At 66.2% G+C, this 18,493-nt stretch carries 12 protein-coding genes and 1 pseudogene; 5 read left to right on the forward strand and 8 right to left on the reverse strand.

Annotated elements, in window-relative coordinates; all coding sequences use genetic code 11:
* The first annotated feature begins 41 nt into the window (after window positions 1–41).
* From ACIP79_RS05260 to ACIP79_RS05275, 4 genes are all read left to right on the forward strand, one after another.
* A complete protein-coding gene (locus tag ACIP79_RS05260) occupies window positions 42–3,494 on the forward strand; it encodes a helicase-related protein (RefSeq protein ID WP_401219580.1) in 3,453 nt (1,150 codons plus the stop codon).
* Complete coding sequence (locus ACIP79_RS05265; RefSeq protein ID WP_401219583.1) at window positions 3,491–6,175, forward strand: DUF1156 domain-containing protein; 2,685 nt, start codon at window positions 3,491–3,493, stop codon at window positions 6,173–6,175. Before ACIP79_RS05260 ends, ACIP79_RS05265 begins: the two co-directional genes overlap by 4 nt.
* Window positions 6,176–6,216: 41 nt before the next feature.
* Window positions 6,217–9,012, forward strand: a complete 2,796-nt coding sequence (locus tag ACIP79_RS05270; protein WP_401219585.1) for an ATP-binding protein — start codon at window positions 6,217–6,219, stop codon at window positions 9,010–9,012.
* Between the two features lie 398 nt (window positions 9,013–9,410).
* Window positions 9,411–9,902, forward strand: a complete 492-nt coding sequence (locus ACIP79_RS05275; RefSeq protein WP_401219587.1) for a hypothetical protein — start codon at window positions 9,411–9,413, stop codon at window positions 9,900–9,902.
* Between the two features lie 194 nt (window positions 9,903–10,096).
* Here ACIP79_RS05275 and ACIP79_RS05280 read toward each other — a convergent pair.
* The 8 genes and pseudogenes from ACIP79_RS05280 to ACIP79_RS05315 form a co-directional block, all read right to left on the reverse strand.
* Window positions 10,097–10,312 (reverse strand): annotated as a pseudogene (locus tag ACIP79_RS05280) (transposase); the annotation flags it as partial.
* A gap of 205 nt (window positions 10,313–10,517) precedes the next feature.
* The gene (locus ACIP79_RS05285; protein WP_401219590.1) at window positions 10,518–10,766 is read right to left on the reverse strand and encodes a transposase; all 249 of its coding nucleotides are present in this window, start codon (window positions 10,764–10,766) and stop codon (window positions 10,518–10,520) included.
* Between the two features lie 144 nt (window positions 10,767–10,910).
* Complete coding sequence (locus ACIP79_RS05290) at window positions 10,911–11,360, reverse strand: hypothetical protein (protein ID WP_401219593.1); 450 nt, start codon at window positions 11,358–11,360, stop codon at window positions 10,911–10,913.
* A 403-nt stretch (window positions 11,361–11,763) separates the two neighbouring features.
* A complete protein-coding gene (locus ACIP79_RS05295) occupies window positions 11,764–12,423 on the reverse strand; it encodes a hypothetical protein (protein ID WP_401219595.1) in 660 nt (219 codons plus the stop codon).
* The gene (locus ACIP79_RS05300; RefSeq protein WP_401219598.1) at window positions 12,420–13,097 is read right to left on the reverse strand and encodes a hypothetical protein; all 678 of its coding nucleotides are present in this window, start codon (window positions 13,095–13,097) and stop codon (window positions 12,420–12,422) included. Before ACIP79_RS05300 ends, ACIP79_RS05295 begins: the two co-directional genes overlap by 4 nt.
* Window positions 13,090–13,437 (reverse strand): hypothetical protein, encoded by a 348-nt coding sequence (locus ACIP79_RS05305; protein ID WP_401219601.1) that lies wholly within the window; start codon window positions 13,435–13,437, stop codon window positions 13,090–13,092. Before ACIP79_RS05305 ends, ACIP79_RS05300 begins: the two co-directional genes overlap by 8 nt.
* Before the next feature lie 245 nt (window positions 13,438–13,682).
* Window positions 13,683–14,963, reverse strand: coding sequence for a putative T7SS-secreted protein (locus ACIP79_RS05310; protein ID WP_401219603.1), 1,281 nt, complete (start codon window positions 14,961–14,963; stop codon window positions 13,683–13,685).
* 75 nt (window positions 14,964–15,038) lie between these two features.
* The gene (locus ACIP79_RS05315) at window positions 15,039–15,335 is read right to left on the reverse strand and encodes a hypothetical protein (RefSeq protein ID WP_401219606.1); all 297 of its coding nucleotides are present in this window, start codon (window positions 15,333–15,335) and stop codon (window positions 15,039–15,041) included.
* Window positions 15,336–15,642: 307 nt separating this feature from the next.
* On the opposite strand from ACIP79_RS05315, the gene ACIP79_RS05320 reads away from it, so the two are divergent.
* Complete coding sequence (locus ACIP79_RS05320) at window positions 15,643–18,429, forward strand: FG-GAP-like repeat-containing protein (RefSeq protein ID WP_401219609.1); 2,787 nt, start codon at window positions 15,643–15,645, stop codon at window positions 18,427–18,429.
* The last annotated feature ends 64 nt before the right edge of the window (window positions 18,430–18,493 follow it).

Genomic DNA, 18,493 nt, shown 5'->3' on the forward strand with positions numbered 1-18,493 from the left:
GCGCACCAGAGGCGCAGCGGCCTGTCGGGGGAGGGGCGTAGATGTCAATTTTCGATCCGCAGAAGCTGATCGCGGGCGCACGATTACGGCTGCCGGGACACACCGAGCCTGTCACCGTGGTCCAGGTTCAACCAGGCACTTACTGGGAGTTCCTCGTCAAAGGCGACGCCGGGGACTTCCGGAGCGTCAGTCTGCCTGAGGATGAGCTCCCGGGCATCGAAGTGGTCGACGCAGGCGGAGAGCGCCCGTACGACTCGGACGCGCGGGTCTTCCGGCTTGGCGTGGAAGCCCGCAGGATCCGTACGCGCTTCCAGAACGATATGGGAGCTCTTTCCGTCTCGAGCATCGAGCCGCTGCCGCACCAACTCGAGGCGGTATACGGCAGGTTCCTGGAGGAGCCTCGGCTACGCTTCCTGCTCGCTGATGATCCTGGGGCTGGCAAAACGATCATGACCGGGCTCTACATCAAGGAGCTTCAACTCCGCGGTGCGGCCGACCGGGTGCTGATCGTGGCACCCGCCAATCTCGGCTTCCAGTGGCAGCGCGAACTCGACGAGCGTTTCCGGATCGCGTCCCGCCGATTAACCAGGGACACCTTGGACGCCGACCCCATGGCCAACCCTTGGGAGTCGGACGGCGTCTTCATCGTCTCCCGCGATCTGCTGAAGACTGAGGCAGTCCTCGGATCCTTCGCCGCCGCACAGCGCCCTTGGGACCTGGCGGTTCTCGACGAGGCCCACGGCTACACCTTGAAGATCAACAAGCGTGGGGCGATCGACAACCGCACCGGCCGGTACAAGGCCGCTGAACGCGTTGCGCGTCACGCCGAACGACTGCTGCTCCTGACGGCCACTCCCCACTCGGGCCGCGAAGAATCCCTGTGGGGGTTGATGCGGCTTCTGGATCGCGACGCATATGGCGACCGATGCCCCGACCGCGTAGAGATCATGCCGCACCACTACTCCAGGACCACCAAGGAGCAGATGGTGGACCTGCGGGGCCACCCCCTCTTCCGGCCACGCTTCGCGCACACGGTTGCCTATGACCTCGCCGGTGCCGAGCTCGACCTGTACATCCGGGTGTCACAGTTCATCACCCAGGGTCTCGCTGAGATCCGTCGTGAGCGCACCGACGGCGGCCGTGCGTCCGTGTCCGGCTTCGCCCTCACGACCATGCAACGGCGGCTGGCGTCCTCTGTACGGGCCATCTGCCGAACCCTGCAACGCAGGGTGGAGCGCCTGGAGCGGGAACTGGAACAGCCGACGGCGACAACTACGGACGTCACCTGGCCCGTGCCGGACAAGAACACCAACGGTGACCGCCCCGAGGACGAGCGCTGGGCACTCGAGGAGCAGGCTCTCGATCAGCTCTCTCTCTTCAGGGCCCCTGAGGAGATCGAGGCTGAACTCGGCCTTCTTCGCCCGCTGCTTGCACAAGCCGAGGAGACAGCTCTTCTGGGCGGGGAGATCAAGCTCCAGGAGTTATGGAAGATCCTGGATCAGTACGGGGTCGGCGACGACGCTTCGAAGAAGATCTTGGTCTTCACCGAGCACAAGGACACCCTGGACTTTCTGGTCCACGAGCTGTCCCCGCACTTCGACGTGGCTGTCATCCACGGTGGCCTGCGTCCGGCAGAGCGGGTTCAGGCTGAGCGTGACTTCCGGGAACATGCACAAATCATGGTTGCCACTGAGGCGGCTGGCGAAGGTATAAACCTCCAATTTTGCCACCTCATGGTCAACTACGACATCCCGTGGAACCCCAACCGTCTTGAACAACGCATGGGACGAGTGCACCGCATCGGCCAGACCGAGGACGTTCACATCTTCAATCTCGTCGCGGCCAATACCAAAGAGGGGCACGTACTGGCCACGGTGCTCGGAAAGATCGAGACGATGCGACAGAACGAAGCCCTGGGAGACCAGGTCTTCGACGTTATAGGCGAGATTCTTTCCGGGTACCGGCTCCCCGAGTTGCTCGAGGCCGTCGTATCAGGCGAGAGGACATCCGAGGATGCGGCAGCCCAATTCGGGGCCGACGACGGCGAGTTCGACGAGCAGCTCATCGCGCGCATGCGCGCGCTCTCGGAGAAAGCCCTAGTGACAGGGCATATCGACTGGCGGATACAGCGCCAGGAGACGGCCCGGGCGGAGGAACGGCGACTGCCTCCCGAACATCTCAAACGCTTCTTCCTTGACGCCGTCGACCATCTGAACGGCCAGGCGCGCGAACGGCTGGACCATGCCAGTGTCAGGGTTTCCCGCACCCCCGACATCCTGATCGCTCGCGACCGTGATCTCGGCACGTTACGCCAATTACAGCCCAGCTACGAGCGAGTCACCTTCGATAAAAGTGTCGCCGTCCAGCGGCTGGCTCAGGACGCGGAGTCCGGGGCGCCCCGAGCGGAACTCTGCGGTCCCGGGCACCCCTTGTTCGAGGCGATCTTGGACCTGGTCATCGAGCAGACTGCGAGCGCTCTGCAGCGCGGCGCCGTCTTCCATGATCCCGGACTCAGTACTCCCGCGCTGCTGCACATCCTGGAAGGCGAAGTCGCCGACGGTCATCGCTCGACGGTCCACCGCAGCATGGCTTCTGTCATCGAGGCCGCCAGCGAGTTCCTCCCCACGAGCGGCGCACTGTACGACCTACTGCCTGGGAAACCCGCGCAGCCGGCTGGAGAAGGATTGGCGCCTGCCCGTCCTGAGTCCCAGCTCATCGCGTGGGCGCGAGGCAACGTCTACGAGGCGCGACTGCGCGAAGTGCGAGAGCGCCGTGCACGCACCGCCGACATTCAAGAGGAGTTCCTCACCGCTTCGTTCCGTACATTGCTGGCTCGCTACGACGCTGAACTGCTGGATCTAGATGAGGAGTTGGAGGCGGGGAGAGCCGGCGCCGAGGGCCGTCATCGCAGGACGGAGCTCATTCGGCGGACAGTACTCGAACGCCGTGACAGGCGGATCGCAGACACGGCTCGCACGCGGCAAGTTGACCGCGGGCCTGTCACCGTCCTCGCCCAGGCACTGCTCTTACCTACGCCCTCATCATCCAATCCCGTCGATGCCTGGGCTGAGCGCACGGGGAATGGGCGCGGACTCAGCGATCCAGAGATCGAACGGATAGCCGTGCAAGTCAGCATGGATCACGAATATGCACGTGGCTCCGAAGACCTCAGGTCTGTCGAAGCCGACAACCTAGGCTTCGACCTTGTCTCCCAGCGAGCCGAAACCACCCGATATATCGAGGTGAAGGGGCGCGCCGGGGTGGGGTCCGTCGAACTCACCTGGTCCGAGTACATCGCTGCTGGCAAATTCGGGCCCGCCTACTGGCTTTACGTGGTGCTCGACTGCGCAACCGATCATCCCCGGCTCTACCGCATCCAGGATCCGGCCGTCGCCCTTGCCGGGAACTTCCGGCCCACGCATGAGGTGCGCTACAGCGTCGCCCCAGGATCCGTCATCGACGCAGCACAAACCGCGGGAGGAGACACACAGTGAAACGTGCGCTCATCGAAGAGAAGCTCCCGCTAGCCCCCGTCAATGCGGCTTCTGGTCGGGAAAAGCACCTGCGACACGGCCACATCTCCACCATGCACCTGTGGTGGGCTCGTAGACCCCTCGCCATGGCCCGGAGCGTGGTGCTCGCCAGTCTGGTCCCCGACCCTGGGCCCGACAGCACGCCCGCCCGCGAGAGGCTGCTCACCGACCTCGGCCAGGCCGCTCCATTCGAAGCTTCTTCCCGACCTGCCTATATGGCCCCGCTGCGCACTGCCCTCGCCACCGCTTGGCCCGCGCGTCCCCCCAAGGTCCTCGACTGCTTCGCCGGAGGAGGCGCGATCCCGCTGGAAGCCGCGCGCCTCGGGTGCGACACCACCGCTGTCGACATCAACCCCGTAGCCCATCTCATCCAGCGCTGCGTCCTGGAGTACCCCGCTCTCTTTGGCGGTGTGGGCGAGGACGGCGGGCGACCGTTCATAGACGAATTGGCCCTATGGGGCCAGTGGGTAAGCGAGACGGCGGACGCTCGGCTTACCGAGGCCCTTCCGCGCGGTGAGGACGGTACAAGGCCCGCCGTGTACTTCTGGGCCCGCACCGTGCCGTGCGCAGACCCGCACTGTGGCCGGACGGTTCCGCTGATCTCCTCGCGCAAGCTCGCCGACTCTAACCGGCACCGGATTCGTCTCGACTACGACATACGACGGGACCGGATCGAACTGCGCCTCGCAGAAGGCCCGCCTGCCGACGGCAGCGACTGGAAACTCGGCACCAAGACGAGTCGCGGCTCCCAGGTGACTGTCACTTGCCCGGTCTGCGGGACCACCCGTCCAGACCGGGAACTGCGCGGCTATGCACGTGAACACGGCTTCGGTCACTACCTCTATGCAGTCCTCGACATCGATCCCGACGGGATACGCATTTACCGAGAGCCCATAGCTGCCGACCATGCCGCGGTCGAGCAGGCCGAAGCCATGGTGCAGAGCTTGGAAGACCATCCGGATGGAACCAGCGCCATCCCAGACGAACTGGTGACGCGTTCCCAGTATCGGCGCTACCCGAATCTCACGTACGGCATCGACACCTGGGCGGGCATGTTCACCCCCCGCCAGCGGTTGGTCCTCGCCATACTGGCCCAGGCCGTTCGGTCCGCCCACGCGGCGATACTCGAGAGCGGCACAGAGCCGGAACGGGCCCTGGCTCTGGCAACCTATCTGGGACTGGCGGTCGACCGGGTGGTCGACTACAACTCATCTTTCGTCACCTGGCGGCCCACCGTGGAAGCGCCACGCAGTACCTTCCCCCAGCAAGCCATCCGTATGGCCTGGGATTTCACCGAGATCGACCCGTTCAGTGGTGGGCCGAGCGGTTGGTCAAGCGCCCTCAATTGGATCACCCAGTCCCTGCGCCACTGTGCTGCTGCCACCGAAGGCAATCCCTCTCGAGTCCAGCGCGCCAATGCTCAGCATCTCCCCTTTGCCGACGGCGAGTTCGATGCAGTCATCATCGACCCGCCCTACTACGACGCCTTTCAGTACGGCGACCTCTCCGACTTCTTCTACGTCTGGCTCAAGAGGTCCATCGGACATCTCTACCCCGAACTCTTCGCCACCGCACTGACCCCCAAGCGTGCTGAGGTAATCCAGAATCGGGCCCAGCGCGACTCCGCCGAGTACATATCCCGCGACGAGTTCGAGGGCCGCCTTCAGCGCGCTCTGGACGAGGTCGCCCGGGTCGTCGCGGACGACGGCATCGTTTCATTGGTCTTCGCCCACACCGACAACGCCGCCTGGGAACACCTGCTGCGCGCCCTGCGCCGGGCCGGCCTGAAGGTCACGACGTCATGGCCGATGCAGTCCGAAAGGGCAGGACGCACCACCGACAACGTCGGCTCGGTGCTGGCTTCCTCAGTGGTGCTGGTCTGCCGCAAGGTGGGTGATGCCACCGACGGCTTCTACGACGATGTGGTGCGCGACCTGGATGCCCGGATCGCCGAACGCCTCGCTGTCTTCGATGACATGAAACTGTCCGGCGCCGATTACTTCGTCTCGGCCATCGGCCCCGCCTTCGAAGTCTTCGCCCGCTATTCCCGTGTTCTGCGCCTGTCGGGAGACGAAGTAGGGGTCGACGAGCTGATGGTGCTGGCTCGTCAAGCTGTGGCCCGGCACGCCACCAGGTCGCTCACCGGAGGCGAGTCTTTGGAGCGCCTGGACAGTCGTGCGCTCTTCTATCTCACGTGGCGTTGGGCGTACGACGGTCTGGCAATTCCCGCGGACGAGGCATACATGCTTTGCCGCGCCTTCGACCTTCACCTGGACGCCCTCACCGTACGGGGAGGTCTGATAGGCAAGTCCGGCTCCGACTACAAGCTGCTTGGACCTCACGAGCGCCGTGGCATCACACTCGGCCAGCGTCCCTCCTGGGTAGATGTGATGCACTCCGCCTGCCTGCTCTATGACGAAGGTCGCCGCCAAGAACTCGACGCACTACTCGGCGCCAGTGGTGCGGGCACCGAGCCTGCCTTCTGGGCACTAGTCACCGCCGTCACTCAGCTCCTGCCAGAAGGTTCTCGGGAGCGCACGCTCTTGCTCGGTCTCGGCGGCAACCGCGAGGACCTGGCAGAACGGGCTGCCAAGTATTCCCCGGACTTCGAGGAGCTCACTCTGTTTGGCACCCAACCCTGATGCCGCCCCAGACCTCACGCAACGAAAGGAAAGTCCACCCCGTGGCTGGCCTCAAGAGTTGGAACGAGATAGCCCCTCCGCACCAGGACATCGCCAACGGCTCCTTCGACGAGGGGCTGTTCGCCGCGGACCTGGGCCTGGTCAGCAAGGGAGAGGGACCTCAGGATTACCGCGATGCCCAACTCTTCGTACAGAAGACGTATTTGACGGACAATCTGCGCACTGCTCTTGTCGAGATTGGAAATCGACTGGCCGGCGACCCCGCTGCCAAGGCAGTACATAGGATGCAGACGGAGTTCGGTGGTGGAAAGACCCACACCCTGCTTTCCGCCTACCACCTCTTTGGCAGCGCCCGGGCTCTGTCGCGTACCCGGCTCGCCCGCCAGCTCGCCCCCTCGCTCACGGAGGGCCGCCTTCCACAGGCAACTGTCGTAGTCCTCGACGGCTCCGCTCTGAGCCCGGATCGTGCCGAGGCAAACCGTTCCCCAGGCCGTACCCTGCTTGGCCATCTCGCCTTTCAACTTGGCGGGCAAGAGGCATACGAAGACGTCCGGGCCGAGGACGAGGCCCGCCAAGCAACCTCCACCGCTCATCTGGTGGCCCTACTCAAGCGCTACACGCCTTGCCTCATTCTCATGGACGAGACTCTCGAATACCTGGCGAAGACCATCACCGCAGATGGCGATCAAGGTGCCCTGACCACCAACACGCTGGTTTTCATAAAGGAGTTGACCACCGCGGTTGCCAATACCCCTGGCGCCTGCCTTGTCGCAACCCTCACCGCTTCCCACCTCGAAGACTTCACAGGTATCAATCACGAGGATCTGCTGGAGCGATTGGCAAAGATATTCGGCCGGACGGAGAACGTCATCACTCCGGTCGAGGGCGATGACATCTTCCCTGTCCTGCACACCCGGCTGTTCCAGAGCACTGGGACTCCTGCCCAACGCCGTACGGTCGCGGATGCTTACGGCGACTACTACGCCGAGCAGTTCGGTGACGCTCTCCCCGCTGTCTACCGCGATCCGGTCTACCGCGACCGCATCGAGGCCGCTTACCCCTTCCACCCCGAGCTGATCGACCTGCTCACCCATCGTTGGGGCTCGCTGTCCGGCTTCCAGCGCACGCGCGGAGCACTGCGCACCCTCGCACATACCATCAAGGCTCTCCATGCGGAGGGGCGCGTCTCCCCACTTATCCACTCGGGAGACATCCCTCTTCATGATCCTGGGGTGCGGGCCGAGATTTTGAAGATCACCGGTGGTTCCTACCTGTCGGCTCTGAACGCCGACATCATTCGCGAGGATTCGCGAGCCCGCATTGAGGACCAGCGCCGCGGCGGCGAGATCGAGAAGCTGCGACTCGCGACCAAGCTCGCCACGACAGCCTTCGTCAACTCCTTCGGCTCCGACAGGGTCCTGGGGGCGTCCGACGCCCAGATGACCGTCGGCGTGGGCCGTCCGGGGCTGTCTCGCGGCGCCCTTGAGGATGTCCGGGACACCGTCAAGAATGTCGCCTGGTACATGCGCTACGAGGGCGGCCGCTACCGTTTCACCACCGAGCCCAACCTGAACAAGGTCATCGTGGAGCGCGAGAGCGCTGTCCCCGAGGACACTATCGCCGAGCTATTGGAAGAGGCCACCAAGAGTGTGGCTCCGGCCAAGTCCCCTTGGCGCACCCAGACCGGCGTCCTGAGTTCTGCGGACGTCCGTGACGAACCTCGTCTGACACTCGCTCTGCTCGATCCCGAGCACCGGGTCGAGCCTTCCGAACCAGGCATCGTTGGGGACGCGGCCCACCGGATCCTGAGCGAGTACGACCAGTCCGGCCGCATCAACAAGAACGCACTGGTCGTAGTCGCTCCCGACACCGGTGCCCTCGGCCGTGCCCGTGCACTAGCACGGACTCTGGCGGCGATGCGCGAACTGCGCGATGACGTACACCGGCTGAAGCGGTTCAATCAGGAACAGCAGGCCGACCTGCGAGAGAGGGTTGCACGCGCTGAGGATCGACTTCCTGCGCTGCTCACCATGGCTTACCGCCATGCGTTCTTGCTTGCCAATGGCACTGGCGGTTCTCCGCCCACCACACAGCACCTCGACCTGGGGGCCGCCCGCGCCAGCGAGACCGTCACCTCCAGAGTTACGGAACGGCTGCGCTCGGGTGACGGTCTACTGGACAGGCTTGCTCCGGCTGCGTTGTTATCAGACCGCTTCAACCTGCTTCCGGCAGACGTGGAGGCCGTCGAGACGGAGAACCTACTCAAAGCGTTCCGCCGCTTCCCAAGGCTTCCGAAACTCGCGTCTACCGAAGTGCTGCGTGACTGTCTGGCGGAGGGGGTAAAGCGTGGAGTCTTCGGCCTGATTTCGGGCTCCACCTGGCAAGCGGCCGATGCAGTGGTCCGCATCGGGGAGCAGATCTCACCGGATGAAATCGACTTCCAGCCGGGCACCTGGCTGGTACGGGCCGCCCGCGCCCAGGCTTTGCGGGGCCTGGAGGCACCTCCCGCGCATCCCTCTGTCGCCAGTAGCACGGGGACGGGAACGACTGTTGCCCCCGAAACCAGAGAGCCGACAGTCTCGGAGGAGCCAGCACCAAGGACGCCCCCAGCAGGGCCCACCAGTCTGCGACTGCGTATTACAGATGTCCCGGCCGACAAAGTTCGCGATGTCGTAAAAGTGGCAGTGCTGCCTTTCGCCGCGCAGGGCGCCGACGTACGAGTGGAGCTGAACGTTTCCGTTCGATCCTCGAAGCCGATACCCCCGCATGTCATTGACTTGGTCGTCGAGGAGGGCCTCGGCCAACTTGGCCTCCGAGCTGAGGCGCACGAACAATAGTGGCGACGCCTTCGATGCCGTAGCAAAGGGCACGGTGTGACAGAGCGCGGTCGGTGTCATCGGGATTCCGAGGTCCTCGCCGTACAACTCCGGGAGCCATCTGGGAGCCGATCTGCTCCCCGAGCCCTCCCGACCCCCTGCGAGCCCTCTCGACACCAGGGCCCTGACCAGTCAAAATGCCAGACCCACATGTGTCGGCCTCGCCCGACCCTCATTCGGGACGAAGAGGTCGTGGGTTCAAATGCCGCCACCCCGACAGAGAAACACCAGGTCTGGGGCCTGATCCTCACTGGGGATCTGAAGCCGTATCCCAACCGAACGTGATCTCTGGATTTCCGCTGTTCAGGCATGGTTTCGCGCGGGGTGAGGGAGGCATGCCGACGTCTTGTGTCCGCTTCATGGTCGAGGTGTATGCGGTGGCGTCGGTGCTGGGAATGCTGGAGGAGCGGGAGTCGGCTGCCCGCGTGCGAGTGGAGGGTTTGCGGGAGGAAGTCGCACGGTTGGCTGAGGGGTTGGAGGCCGCGGAGATCGAGCTGGACCGGCAGTTGATCGTGCGGGAGGAACTGGTCGAGGCCCTGGCAGCTTCTGTGGCGGAGTCCACTGTCGTGACCTCGGCCGAGGCGGAGGAGGAAGCGGCGCCGTTGCTCGCGCCGGTGCCGGGCTCGACGGCGCCGCCCTGGCGGGAAGGGCTGCTGGCGACGGTTCTGGCGCCGGACTATCAGCGGATTCTGGGCGTGCTGGAACAGCAGAGATATCCGGGTCACGGGCCGCTTCGGGCCAAGGAGATCGCGGTGGAGCTGGGCCTTGGGTCGGCGTCGGCGTCGGCGTCGGCGGCATTCAGTGCCGGCCGGCGGCCCGTGGCCGTGCCAGACGCCGGCTCATCCGCGTGACCATCGACCACCGGATCATTGCCACACTGGTGGCGGGCAGGGTCTCGCAGTCCCGGGCCAGGCGGCGGGAGTTCATCAGCCACGCGAACGTGCGCTCTGCCACCCACCCTCGGCAGCATCACGAACCCGGTCATGTCGTCGGTGCGCTTGACGATCTCCAACGTCAGGGCGAGTTTGTCCCGGCACCAGCCGACGAGGGAGCCGGTGTAGCCGCCGTCGGCCCAGACGAGGGTGATGTCGCGGGGCAGGCGGCGCAGCCGAGTCAGTAGGCCCGCCGCGGGGTCCCGGTCGCCGATCTTCCCGGCGGTGACCGCGACCACCAGGAGCAGACCGAGGCAGTCGGTCACGATGTGCCGCTTGCGGCCCGGCACCTTCTTCCCGCCGTCGTAGCCGCGTGAGGCGGCCGGCACCGTCGCGGCGCCCGCACCGACTGCGCGTCGATGATCCCCGCCATGGGCTCGGCCTCACGGCCCTCGCGCTCACGGACCTTCCCGCGAAGCCGGTCGTGGAACTCGGCGATCAACCCGTGCTCGCGCCACCGGCGGAAAATGCGTAAACCCGGCCCGAGCCAGGGTAGTCCGCGGGCATCGCCCGCCACGAGATTGCCGCCCGCGATCAGGTAACGGACCGCGTCAGCAGCTGCCGGTGACAGTAGCCCTCGGGCCGTCCGCCCCGCCCCTGAAGCCGGGCCGGCACCGGCAACAACGGCCGGATGGCCGCCCACTCCGCGTCCGTCATGTCCGACGGATACCGGCGCACCCGATCCGGATGATCGGCCGCGTTGCCGTACACGTGCGCGGCGCAATCGCACGACACGGCAAGCGAGTTGAAATCAACGGGCTCGGGCGCGTACAACAACGACAACAGGGCCTCCGGGAACCGCTCGGAAGGGGATCGCGCCCCCGAGCTACCAGGAGTCCCTGCCCTCATAGGCGTACCGCCGGAAGACCACCCGGCCAGGAACTCCGTTCGATCCACACGCTCCAAGGTCAGTTGAGATGCGGCTCCTCAGTCAGCACTAGGCCAAATCTGAACGACCCACACCTCAAGGGGATCCTCGTGGGGCCTTTCAGGAGGGAAGGGATCTAGAGTCAGCAAAGCATCCACATGATCTCGCCCTCGGCAGAGCAAACGCAGGTGATAGCGCCCAGGCCGCAGCGGGATCTCGCCGTAGCAGACGCCACCCAAGTCGACCACCGCGAGACGATCTGCCATCGGAGATTGGAAAGCCCGTTCATACTCCCAAGAGCCTGATGGCTGAGGAGCGGGCCCGTCCCACACTTCCAAACGCACTAAAGGGTAAAAATCGTTGTCGCTGGAGGTAAGACTCCAGCCTTCCCCGGGGATCTGAACAATGTCGTCCTCCGCCGGCGCTTGTTCGAAGAGGATGGGGCCGATCTGGATGGTCCTGTAGTACACGCGCGGGCGGACATCAACAGCGTTGATCAGAGTGGGCACTTACTCTCCTCACCATCGAGCGAGCAGGGCCCGTCAGGCTAGCCCGACTTGAACTCACCGCCCCTCACCTCGCAACGGCCACCAACGGGCACTCGCCCCTGGCTTCATGCGCATACCGCCCGAAAATCACCGTTCAGGAACTCCGTTCGATCCACACGTTCCAAGATCGGTTGAGATACGACTTCTCAGGCCCATCCCGTGTCTCCGGTGACTGGTGAAGAGATCGGGGAGAAGATCTTGGTCGACTTCTCCCAGCGGCATCTGCGCGGCCTGGCTGGCGCAATCGGGGCAGGGATCGCGATCACCTCCCTGTCGGACAGGTTGTACGGAGTCCCAGTTCGTGGCTCGAGGTTCGGGGTTCGGGGTTTCGGCGAGGAGCGGGGCGAACGCTAGGTGGCCGCGACTACGACGGCTCGTTCGGGGAGGTGCCCTCCTTCGGGTTGATATCCCAGACCGCCACGCTCACCTTGTGCGCCAGTTCTTCGATGTCCTGGGCGGCCCGGATGACTCGTGCGGTGTCTTCGGCCGCGGTCCACAGCGCTACGTCGGCGCCGGTCTCCTCGTCGCGCCAGGCGTAGCGGAGTGCGGCGATCACGTCGGGGGTGTCGTCCTGCCGGAGGTAGCGGAATGTCCGCAGCCCCCTCCCGAGGCGTTCCGTGTGGAAGGACTCGACCACCGGGGGCTCGACAGCGTCCGGGTCCTCCGCTCCGACGAGGAAGCGCAGCGTCTCCTCGCGGTCACCTTGCGCGGGCTTGACCATGCTGAAGACCTGGAGAGGCATGCTGGTCGGTTCCCACATACGCAGGAGCACCCTCGTGTCGAAGGGCTCCGGCGCGAATGCTTCCGCGAAGCGCCGCAGCACACCCGCGAGGAAGGGGATACCCGACTCGCCCGGATCCTGTCCGTACGACCGCCAGAACAGCCCCGCGCACGAACGCGTCCAAGCGTCGATGTCCTGCCACTCCTCGGTGTCCCAGCGCGGAGGAAGCTCCAGCCATCGGCTCGGGTCGTACTCAATGTCGAGGCTGAACTCGTGCTCCAGCTCGACCAGCGGCTCAGTCATGACCAGCTCCACCGGAAGGTCGTCATCAGGGCGTCGAACCACTCGACCATCGCATCGGCCAGGTCGTCTCGGGGGTTCCCGGCGCCGATCGTGGAGAAAGCGGCCACGAGCCACTGGCTGGGGTCACCGGGTACCGCCACGAGGTACTCCACCCTGCGGCTGCCGAGCTCCGCGGCACGCTCTGGGGCCGCCGGCACGACGCGCTCTCGGCGAACCGCGAGGGATCCGTCGACCTCGCCGCTGCTCACGTCCATCTCCGAATCACTCGCCATACCGTCAGCGGAGAGCAGTTGCACGGCGATCTCCGCAGGGTCGGACACCCCGCTTGAGACACCGTCAGGCCCGGAGCGCGCCGGGAGACGCGCGTTGGAGACTGTGAACGATGCACCGAGGTTCACCTCCCCCGCCAGCTTCACCGGCAGATACATCTCCAACGCCTTGGCCCCGCGAGCCTCGGCAACGGCTCCCCGCAGTCTGCGTTCCAGCTCCAGCCGGAGAGGCGTCAGCTTTTCGCGCGGCACCTCTGCCGGCACGCGGGCAAAGGCGGACGTGACGAGGGAACGTACGGCGTCCTCCGCGTCTCCTTGCCGCAGTGGGATCTGCACCCAGTCCTCGGGCAGGAGGAACCCGTAGCCGGTAGGCGGCGAGACGGGTTCGGTCACTGGATCAGCCATGACCGGGGGCCCGTCTGTTCGTGTACCAGATGCCCGCTTGCACCGCGGCACTGATCGCGACCCCGAGCCACAGCTGCGCGTATCCGCCCAGCACGGCTCCCAGGAGGGCCATGAGGAAGTAGAGACCGCTGATGACCCGTAGGTCGAATTCCAGTGTGTCGCTCTTCCTCCTGGTCTCCGGGCTCCAGAACCGGATCAGCACCAACAGCGGGCTAAGTGCGGCGAGGTCCAACGCCCAGGTGGGCACTGGTAGTTCCAGTCCCCATGTCTTGTCGTCCCGCATCGCGACGATGAACCACAGCAGCATGACGAGGGCGATGGCGAGCAGCACGGAGCGCACTTGGGCTGCCCGCCTGAGGAACCTCTCGTCTCCTGGGCCGGACGCATCTGTTCCGGAGCCAGCGGCATCGGCCCGGTGATCGGTATCGGCATCAGCTCCGGGATCGGCTTCCGCTTCATCGCCAGGCCGCGCAGACCCGCGAAGGTCTTGCTGCGCTTCGGCACGCACGCGCGCCTGAGCCTGACGCGCCTGCCGGGTGCGAGCGCTCTCCATGAGGCCGCTTCTCCGCTTCGCCGGGTTCGACCTCACCATTGCGACCCGATCCCCGCTCCTGGCGCCGTCATGTTTCCCTTGGCATTCACATACGCAGGAGACCACGCGTCTCCGGCCCTTCCGCCGAGGTCGAGGACCGTACTCGTCCCCCAGTAGGCCTGGGAGACACCCTTTTGGCGGGCTGCTTCCGCGGCGACTTCGCTCAGTCGCTGACTGTCCGGATACCTGCCGCTCATGCGCTCGACGTCCTTCACCTGCTCCGCCATGCGCTTGTCGCCGAGGGCCTTGTACGTCTCCCTCCGCGTCGCCTCCGGCACGGCCTCGTCCCTGGCGTTCACGCCCGCCGCCCGCCCCCGCTGGTTGTCCGCGGTTCTGCGGAGTCGGCCCAGGCGCCCACTGCCACCCCGACCACCGGCGGCCCGGTTCATTCTGGCCACTCGCTTAGCCTGCTGCTCCGCGAGGTCCTTCGAGATGCCTCGCCCTTCCTTCTGCAGCGCCTTTACCGCCTTGGCCGCTTTGACGCCGTTCTTGGCCATCCTGAACGCCGCGATGTCGGTGATCACATCGAACCAGGAGCCCTTGCCGGTCAGGGCCATGAGGAGGTGGATTCCGAAGACGATTCCAGTGAGGATTCCGGCCAGCACACCGAGGGCGGGGAAGAAGATCGCGGCGAAGGTGAGCAGGGTGGTGATGTCGCTCAGCACCTCGGCCAGTGTCCCCAGCCAGTCGGCGTCGCCCGCCCACGCCTTGAGGTCGTTCCACCAGCTGTCCTCCATGTCGTCGTCGATCGACGACCGGATCCTGCCGGCGTAGTGGTCCGCTCGCTCGTCGTAGAGAGAGACCGCGGAGTTCAGCTTCCCGCGGGCGGTATCCAGGTCCTCCTCGGCCCGCTTGACGGCCGGGTCGTCCGCCGGATCCGAACCGTCTTTCTCGGAATTCTTCTTCCCCCGGTTCTCCGGCTTGTGGCTGTCCAGGATCCGCTGGGCGTCCTTCGCGTCCTCCAGCGCACGGTCGGCCTTCTTCTGGGCGGTCTCCATGTCCTCCGCCCAACCCTCGAGGTGCCCCTTCACCTCCCGATAGCGGTCCTCGGCCAGCTCCAGCCTCCTGGACAGTCCGCGCGCCTTCTCTCCCAGCGTGTCGGCGTACTTGCCCTTCAGGCCGTCGCTGTTTCCGATCGCCTTCATCGCCGCGGCCTGCGTGCGAAGCCTCCCGGCCATCTTCTTCATGTGCTCGACCTCGTCGCGGATCCCCTCCGGGTCGCCCGGAACGGGATCCGTCTCGGCGAGCGGTGCCCAGTCAGCGGGCCGGGTCATGGATGTTCTCCCTGCGAAGAGTGATGTCCCCTGCGAAGAGTCATTGCTCCGTCCACACCGATGCGCACCGAGGCGCTACTTCTTCCCCTCGCTGACATTGGCCAGGTCATCGTCGAGGCTCTTGAAAGCGTCGCTGGTCGTCTTGACCATTGCCCCGACCTCTTCGATCTCCTTGATCAACCGCTTGCGGTTCTTGTCCCAGTTGTCCACGAAGTCGCCCATCGCCTTCTGGATACGGGAGTCACCGACGTGCGCCCTGACCTCCCTCTTCCACTCCTCCAGACCGTTGAACTCGTCGCGGATACGCCGGAGTTGCCTGGCACTCGCCGCCAGCAGGTCGTAGTCGACCTGGAGATCGGACCCCTTCGCCATGCTCACTCCTCGCGAGGTGGGAGTTACTCGTGCAAACCAACGCTATCCGGGACACACGTGAGGACACCAATGGGGACAACGCTCGTTGGTGGCAGGCCTCTTGGTCGAAGGCGGAGCGGACGGCCAGTAGCGGCCCCTCGGCACGCGTTTCCGGACCACCGCACGCTGATACGCTCCGCTGCGCACAAGACATGCACAGGTCATTAAGGGCTGTTGGGGTCGCAGCCATCAGGGTCGAGGGACCCGGGGGGCCGTGCAGGGCTACAAGACCGTACGCCGTCGTCTGTTCGGCCGAGGGGGCACGGCCATGGCCGCGGCCGTTGCCCTGGCCGCGGGCGGCCTGGCCACCGTACCTGCGGGGGCCGCCGTACCTGCGAGAGCGGCCGGGTCTACGGGGGCCGCGGGGTCTGCGGGGGCCGCGCCGGCCGTCGGCGAGGACGGGATCGTCCTGCCCGCCGCGGACCGGACCGCCACGCGCAACCCGGTGTTCGGAGGCTTCGGTGAAACCGGTGTGCTGTCGAGCCCGGAAGGCACTGTCGGCTTGCGCTGGACCGACTACGCGACGGGCCTGACCAGGGACGTGACCGAGTTCGACGGCACACAGCGGCCCAACGGGCTCGCCCAGTCGGACACCACGTACACCCTGTCGACCGACGCCGAGGGGCGACGCGTCGTTCAGTTCCGTGCGATCGGCTCCGGCGCGGACAGAGGCACGGTGACTGTCCCGACCGGCCTGACATACGCCGGTACCGCGGGCGAGGGCGTAGTCGTCGCCTACCTGGGCAGCTCCGTCAACTTGCGCGAAGTACACCTGCTCAGGGCGGCGGCCGAGGGCGGCACCAGCGACACGATGCTGACCGGCTGGCCCGCCGACGCGAAGCTCATCGCGGTGAGCGAGCGAGACGACCGCTCGCTGCTCATGCGCTACCGCGTGCCCACGGAGGACCCCTCGGTCTTCCTCGACCAGCTGGTCCTCGTCGACGTCCGCGACGGATCGTGGGCCAAGGTGTTCAGCCCGTACAAGACGGGCGCGGGCTGGTCTCTCGTCCTGAGCGAGGACTACGTCGGCCTGTGGTACCCGGGGGCCGGCGCGCGGCTGCTGCGGCGCGACGCGCTCGACGGACCGGTGACCATGGTTCCGCGCCAAGGCACCGAAGGGAAGACCGATTTCACGGTCATCGGTGACAACGTCGTGGTGGCCACGTACGGCGACGAGACTCGTGCCGTACTCACCAGACCCCTGACCGACGCCGGCGAGTGGCGCACGCTGCTCCCGCGGATGGACGGCTGGATCTGGCCTTCGGCGGACGGGTCGGCCGTCGTGGCGGGCGGTCCTGACAAGGCGGACTGGAGCGTGCACCGGCTCTCCGAGGCGCCGGACGGACAGGTCGCCGCCCAGCAGCTGACAGACCTGCCGCCGGTGCCCGCGCCCGTCGACGGGCTGTCGCTGGCAGGCGGCACCCTGACCTGGACCGACCAGACCTCGTCCCCGGCCCACGACGTCATGTTCAACACGCGCACGGTGTCCGCCGACGCGGTCCCCCAGGTGGGACCGGTCCGGCAGGCGGGCGGATGGGTAAAGCCGTGTCAGGTTCACTACGGCTGCGTCCGGCCGGTCGGGGCCGGTGACGGGTCCGTCGTCTACAACGACCTGGACTCCACCCAGTGGATCCACCGCCGTACGCCCACGGGTGAGGTCCAGACGCTGACGGTGCCCGGTTTCTACGGCGAGGTGGAGGCAGCGGAGGGGCGGTACGCGCTTCTGTCCGGCGGCGCGAACAGGAAGCAGTTCGTCGTCGACTGGACGCAGTCCAAGGTCGTGTCGACGCGCACGGCGAACGCCGCCGCCCTGTGGGACGGGCAGTTGTGGACCACGACTTCCACCGCCGGGCACCTGTCGATGAGCCGCCTCGGATCGACCGTTCCGGCGGTTGATGTCAACGTCGGCTCGGCGTGCGTACCCAGCGAGTTGCAGGTCAACGGCCGCTTTGTGTACTGGGCTTGTGCCGCGCAGAGGAAGGCCGGAGTGTACGACCGCTCCCGCGGGCGATCGATGGCCGTGCCGACGGGTGACGCTCTGCTGGCCAACGGGTTCCTGGTCCGCCACGACAACACCCGCGGCAAGCTGGTGCGCACCGACGTCCGCTCCGGGCAGGCGGTCACCGGCGACGTGGCCGATCTGCCTGCCCCGTCCAGTCTCTGGCCCGAGGGCACGACCTCGGACCGCCGGATCCGCTGGACCCTCGACCCGTACGGGAACCAGGTGGCGTTCGTGGACGCCGACGAGCGGATCCATATCCTCACCGCCGGTTCCCTCGCGGCGCCGGTCACCCGGGACCACGCGGGACGGGACGGCATCGGCGACCTGCTCACTCTCAACTCCTCCGGCACGCTGACGTTCCAGCAGGGCACGGGCAAGGGCACCTTCTCCGGGTCGGTCAGCGGCAGTGGCTGGGCGACCGGCATCCGTCCGGTGCCTGTCGGGGACCTGAGCGGGGACCGCTGCAACGACGTCCTGGTCCGGCTGAGCAGCGGCACCCTGCGGCTGTACAAGCCGGCCTGCGGGGCGGCGCTGAAGCCGACGACGCCGTACACGACGCTGGGCACCGGCTGGAACCAGTACGACGTCCTCACCTCCCCCGGTGACATCACCACGGACGGCCGCCCCGACGTGATCGCCCGCAACGCTTCCACCGGCGCGGTGTACCTGTACAAGGGTGCGAGCGGCGGCAAGCTCGCCGCTCACGTGAAGTTGTACGACAGCTGGAAGACGTACAAGAAGGTCGTCGGGGCCGGGGATCTGAACGGTGACGGGATCGGCGATCTGGTCGCGCAGGACAAGTCGAACAACCTGTACCGGTACTTCGGGAAGGGCAACGGCACCTTCGCCTCACACGTGAAGATCGCCTCCGGCTGGGGCTCCTCGTACAACGCGGTCGTCGGGGCCGGGGACATCACCGGCGACGGTAAAGCCGACCTGCTCGCGCGGGACACCGCCGGGAACCTCTTCCGGCAGACCGGTCACGGCAACGGGTCCTTCGCCGCGCGCGTGAAGATCGCCACCGGCTGGCAGGGCTACCGGGGCATTTTCTGACCGAGTCGTGACGCGTGCCCTGCCCGGATCCTGCCCGAACGCGCGAGCTTCTTCGGTTCGGCAC

Source organism: Streptomyces sp. NPDC088747 (assembly GCF_044751025.1).
Taxonomy (GTDB): domain Bacteria; phylum Actinomycetota; class Actinomycetes; order Streptomycetales; family Streptomycetaceae; genus Streptomyces.

What these genes read in the sequence shown, in the direction of transcription:
- ACIP79_RS05260 (WP_401219580.1), top strand. Translation starts at nt 42, where the DNA reads ATGTCAATTTTCGATCCGCAGAAGCTGATCGCGGGCGCACGATTACGG.
- ACIP79_RS05275 (WP_401219587.1), top strand. Translation starts at nt 9,411, where the DNA reads ATGGTCGAGGTGTATGCGGTGGCGTCGGTGCTGGGAATGCTGGAGGAG.
- ACIP79_RS05295 (WP_401219595.1), bottom strand. Translation starts at nt 12,423, where the DNA reads ATGACTGAGCCGCTGGTCGAGCTGGAGCACGAGTTCAGCCTCGACATT.
- ACIP79_RS05300 (WP_401219598.1), bottom strand. Translation starts at nt 13,097, where the DNA reads ATGGCTGATCCAGTGACCGAACCCGTCTCGCCGCCTACCGGCTACGGG.
- ACIP79_RS05310 (WP_401219603.1), bottom strand. Translation starts at nt 14,963, where the DNA reads ATGACCCGGCCCGCTGACTGGGCACCGCTCGCCGAGACGGATCCCGTT.
- ACIP79_RS05315 (WP_401219606.1), bottom strand. Translation starts at nt 15,335, where the DNA reads ATGGCGAAGGGGTCCGATCTCCAGGTCGACTACGACCTGCTGGCGGCG.
- ACIP79_RS05320 (WP_401219609.1), top strand. Translation starts at nt 15,643, where the DNA reads ATGGCCGCGGCCGTTGCCCTGGCCGCGGGCGGCCTGGCCACCGTACCT.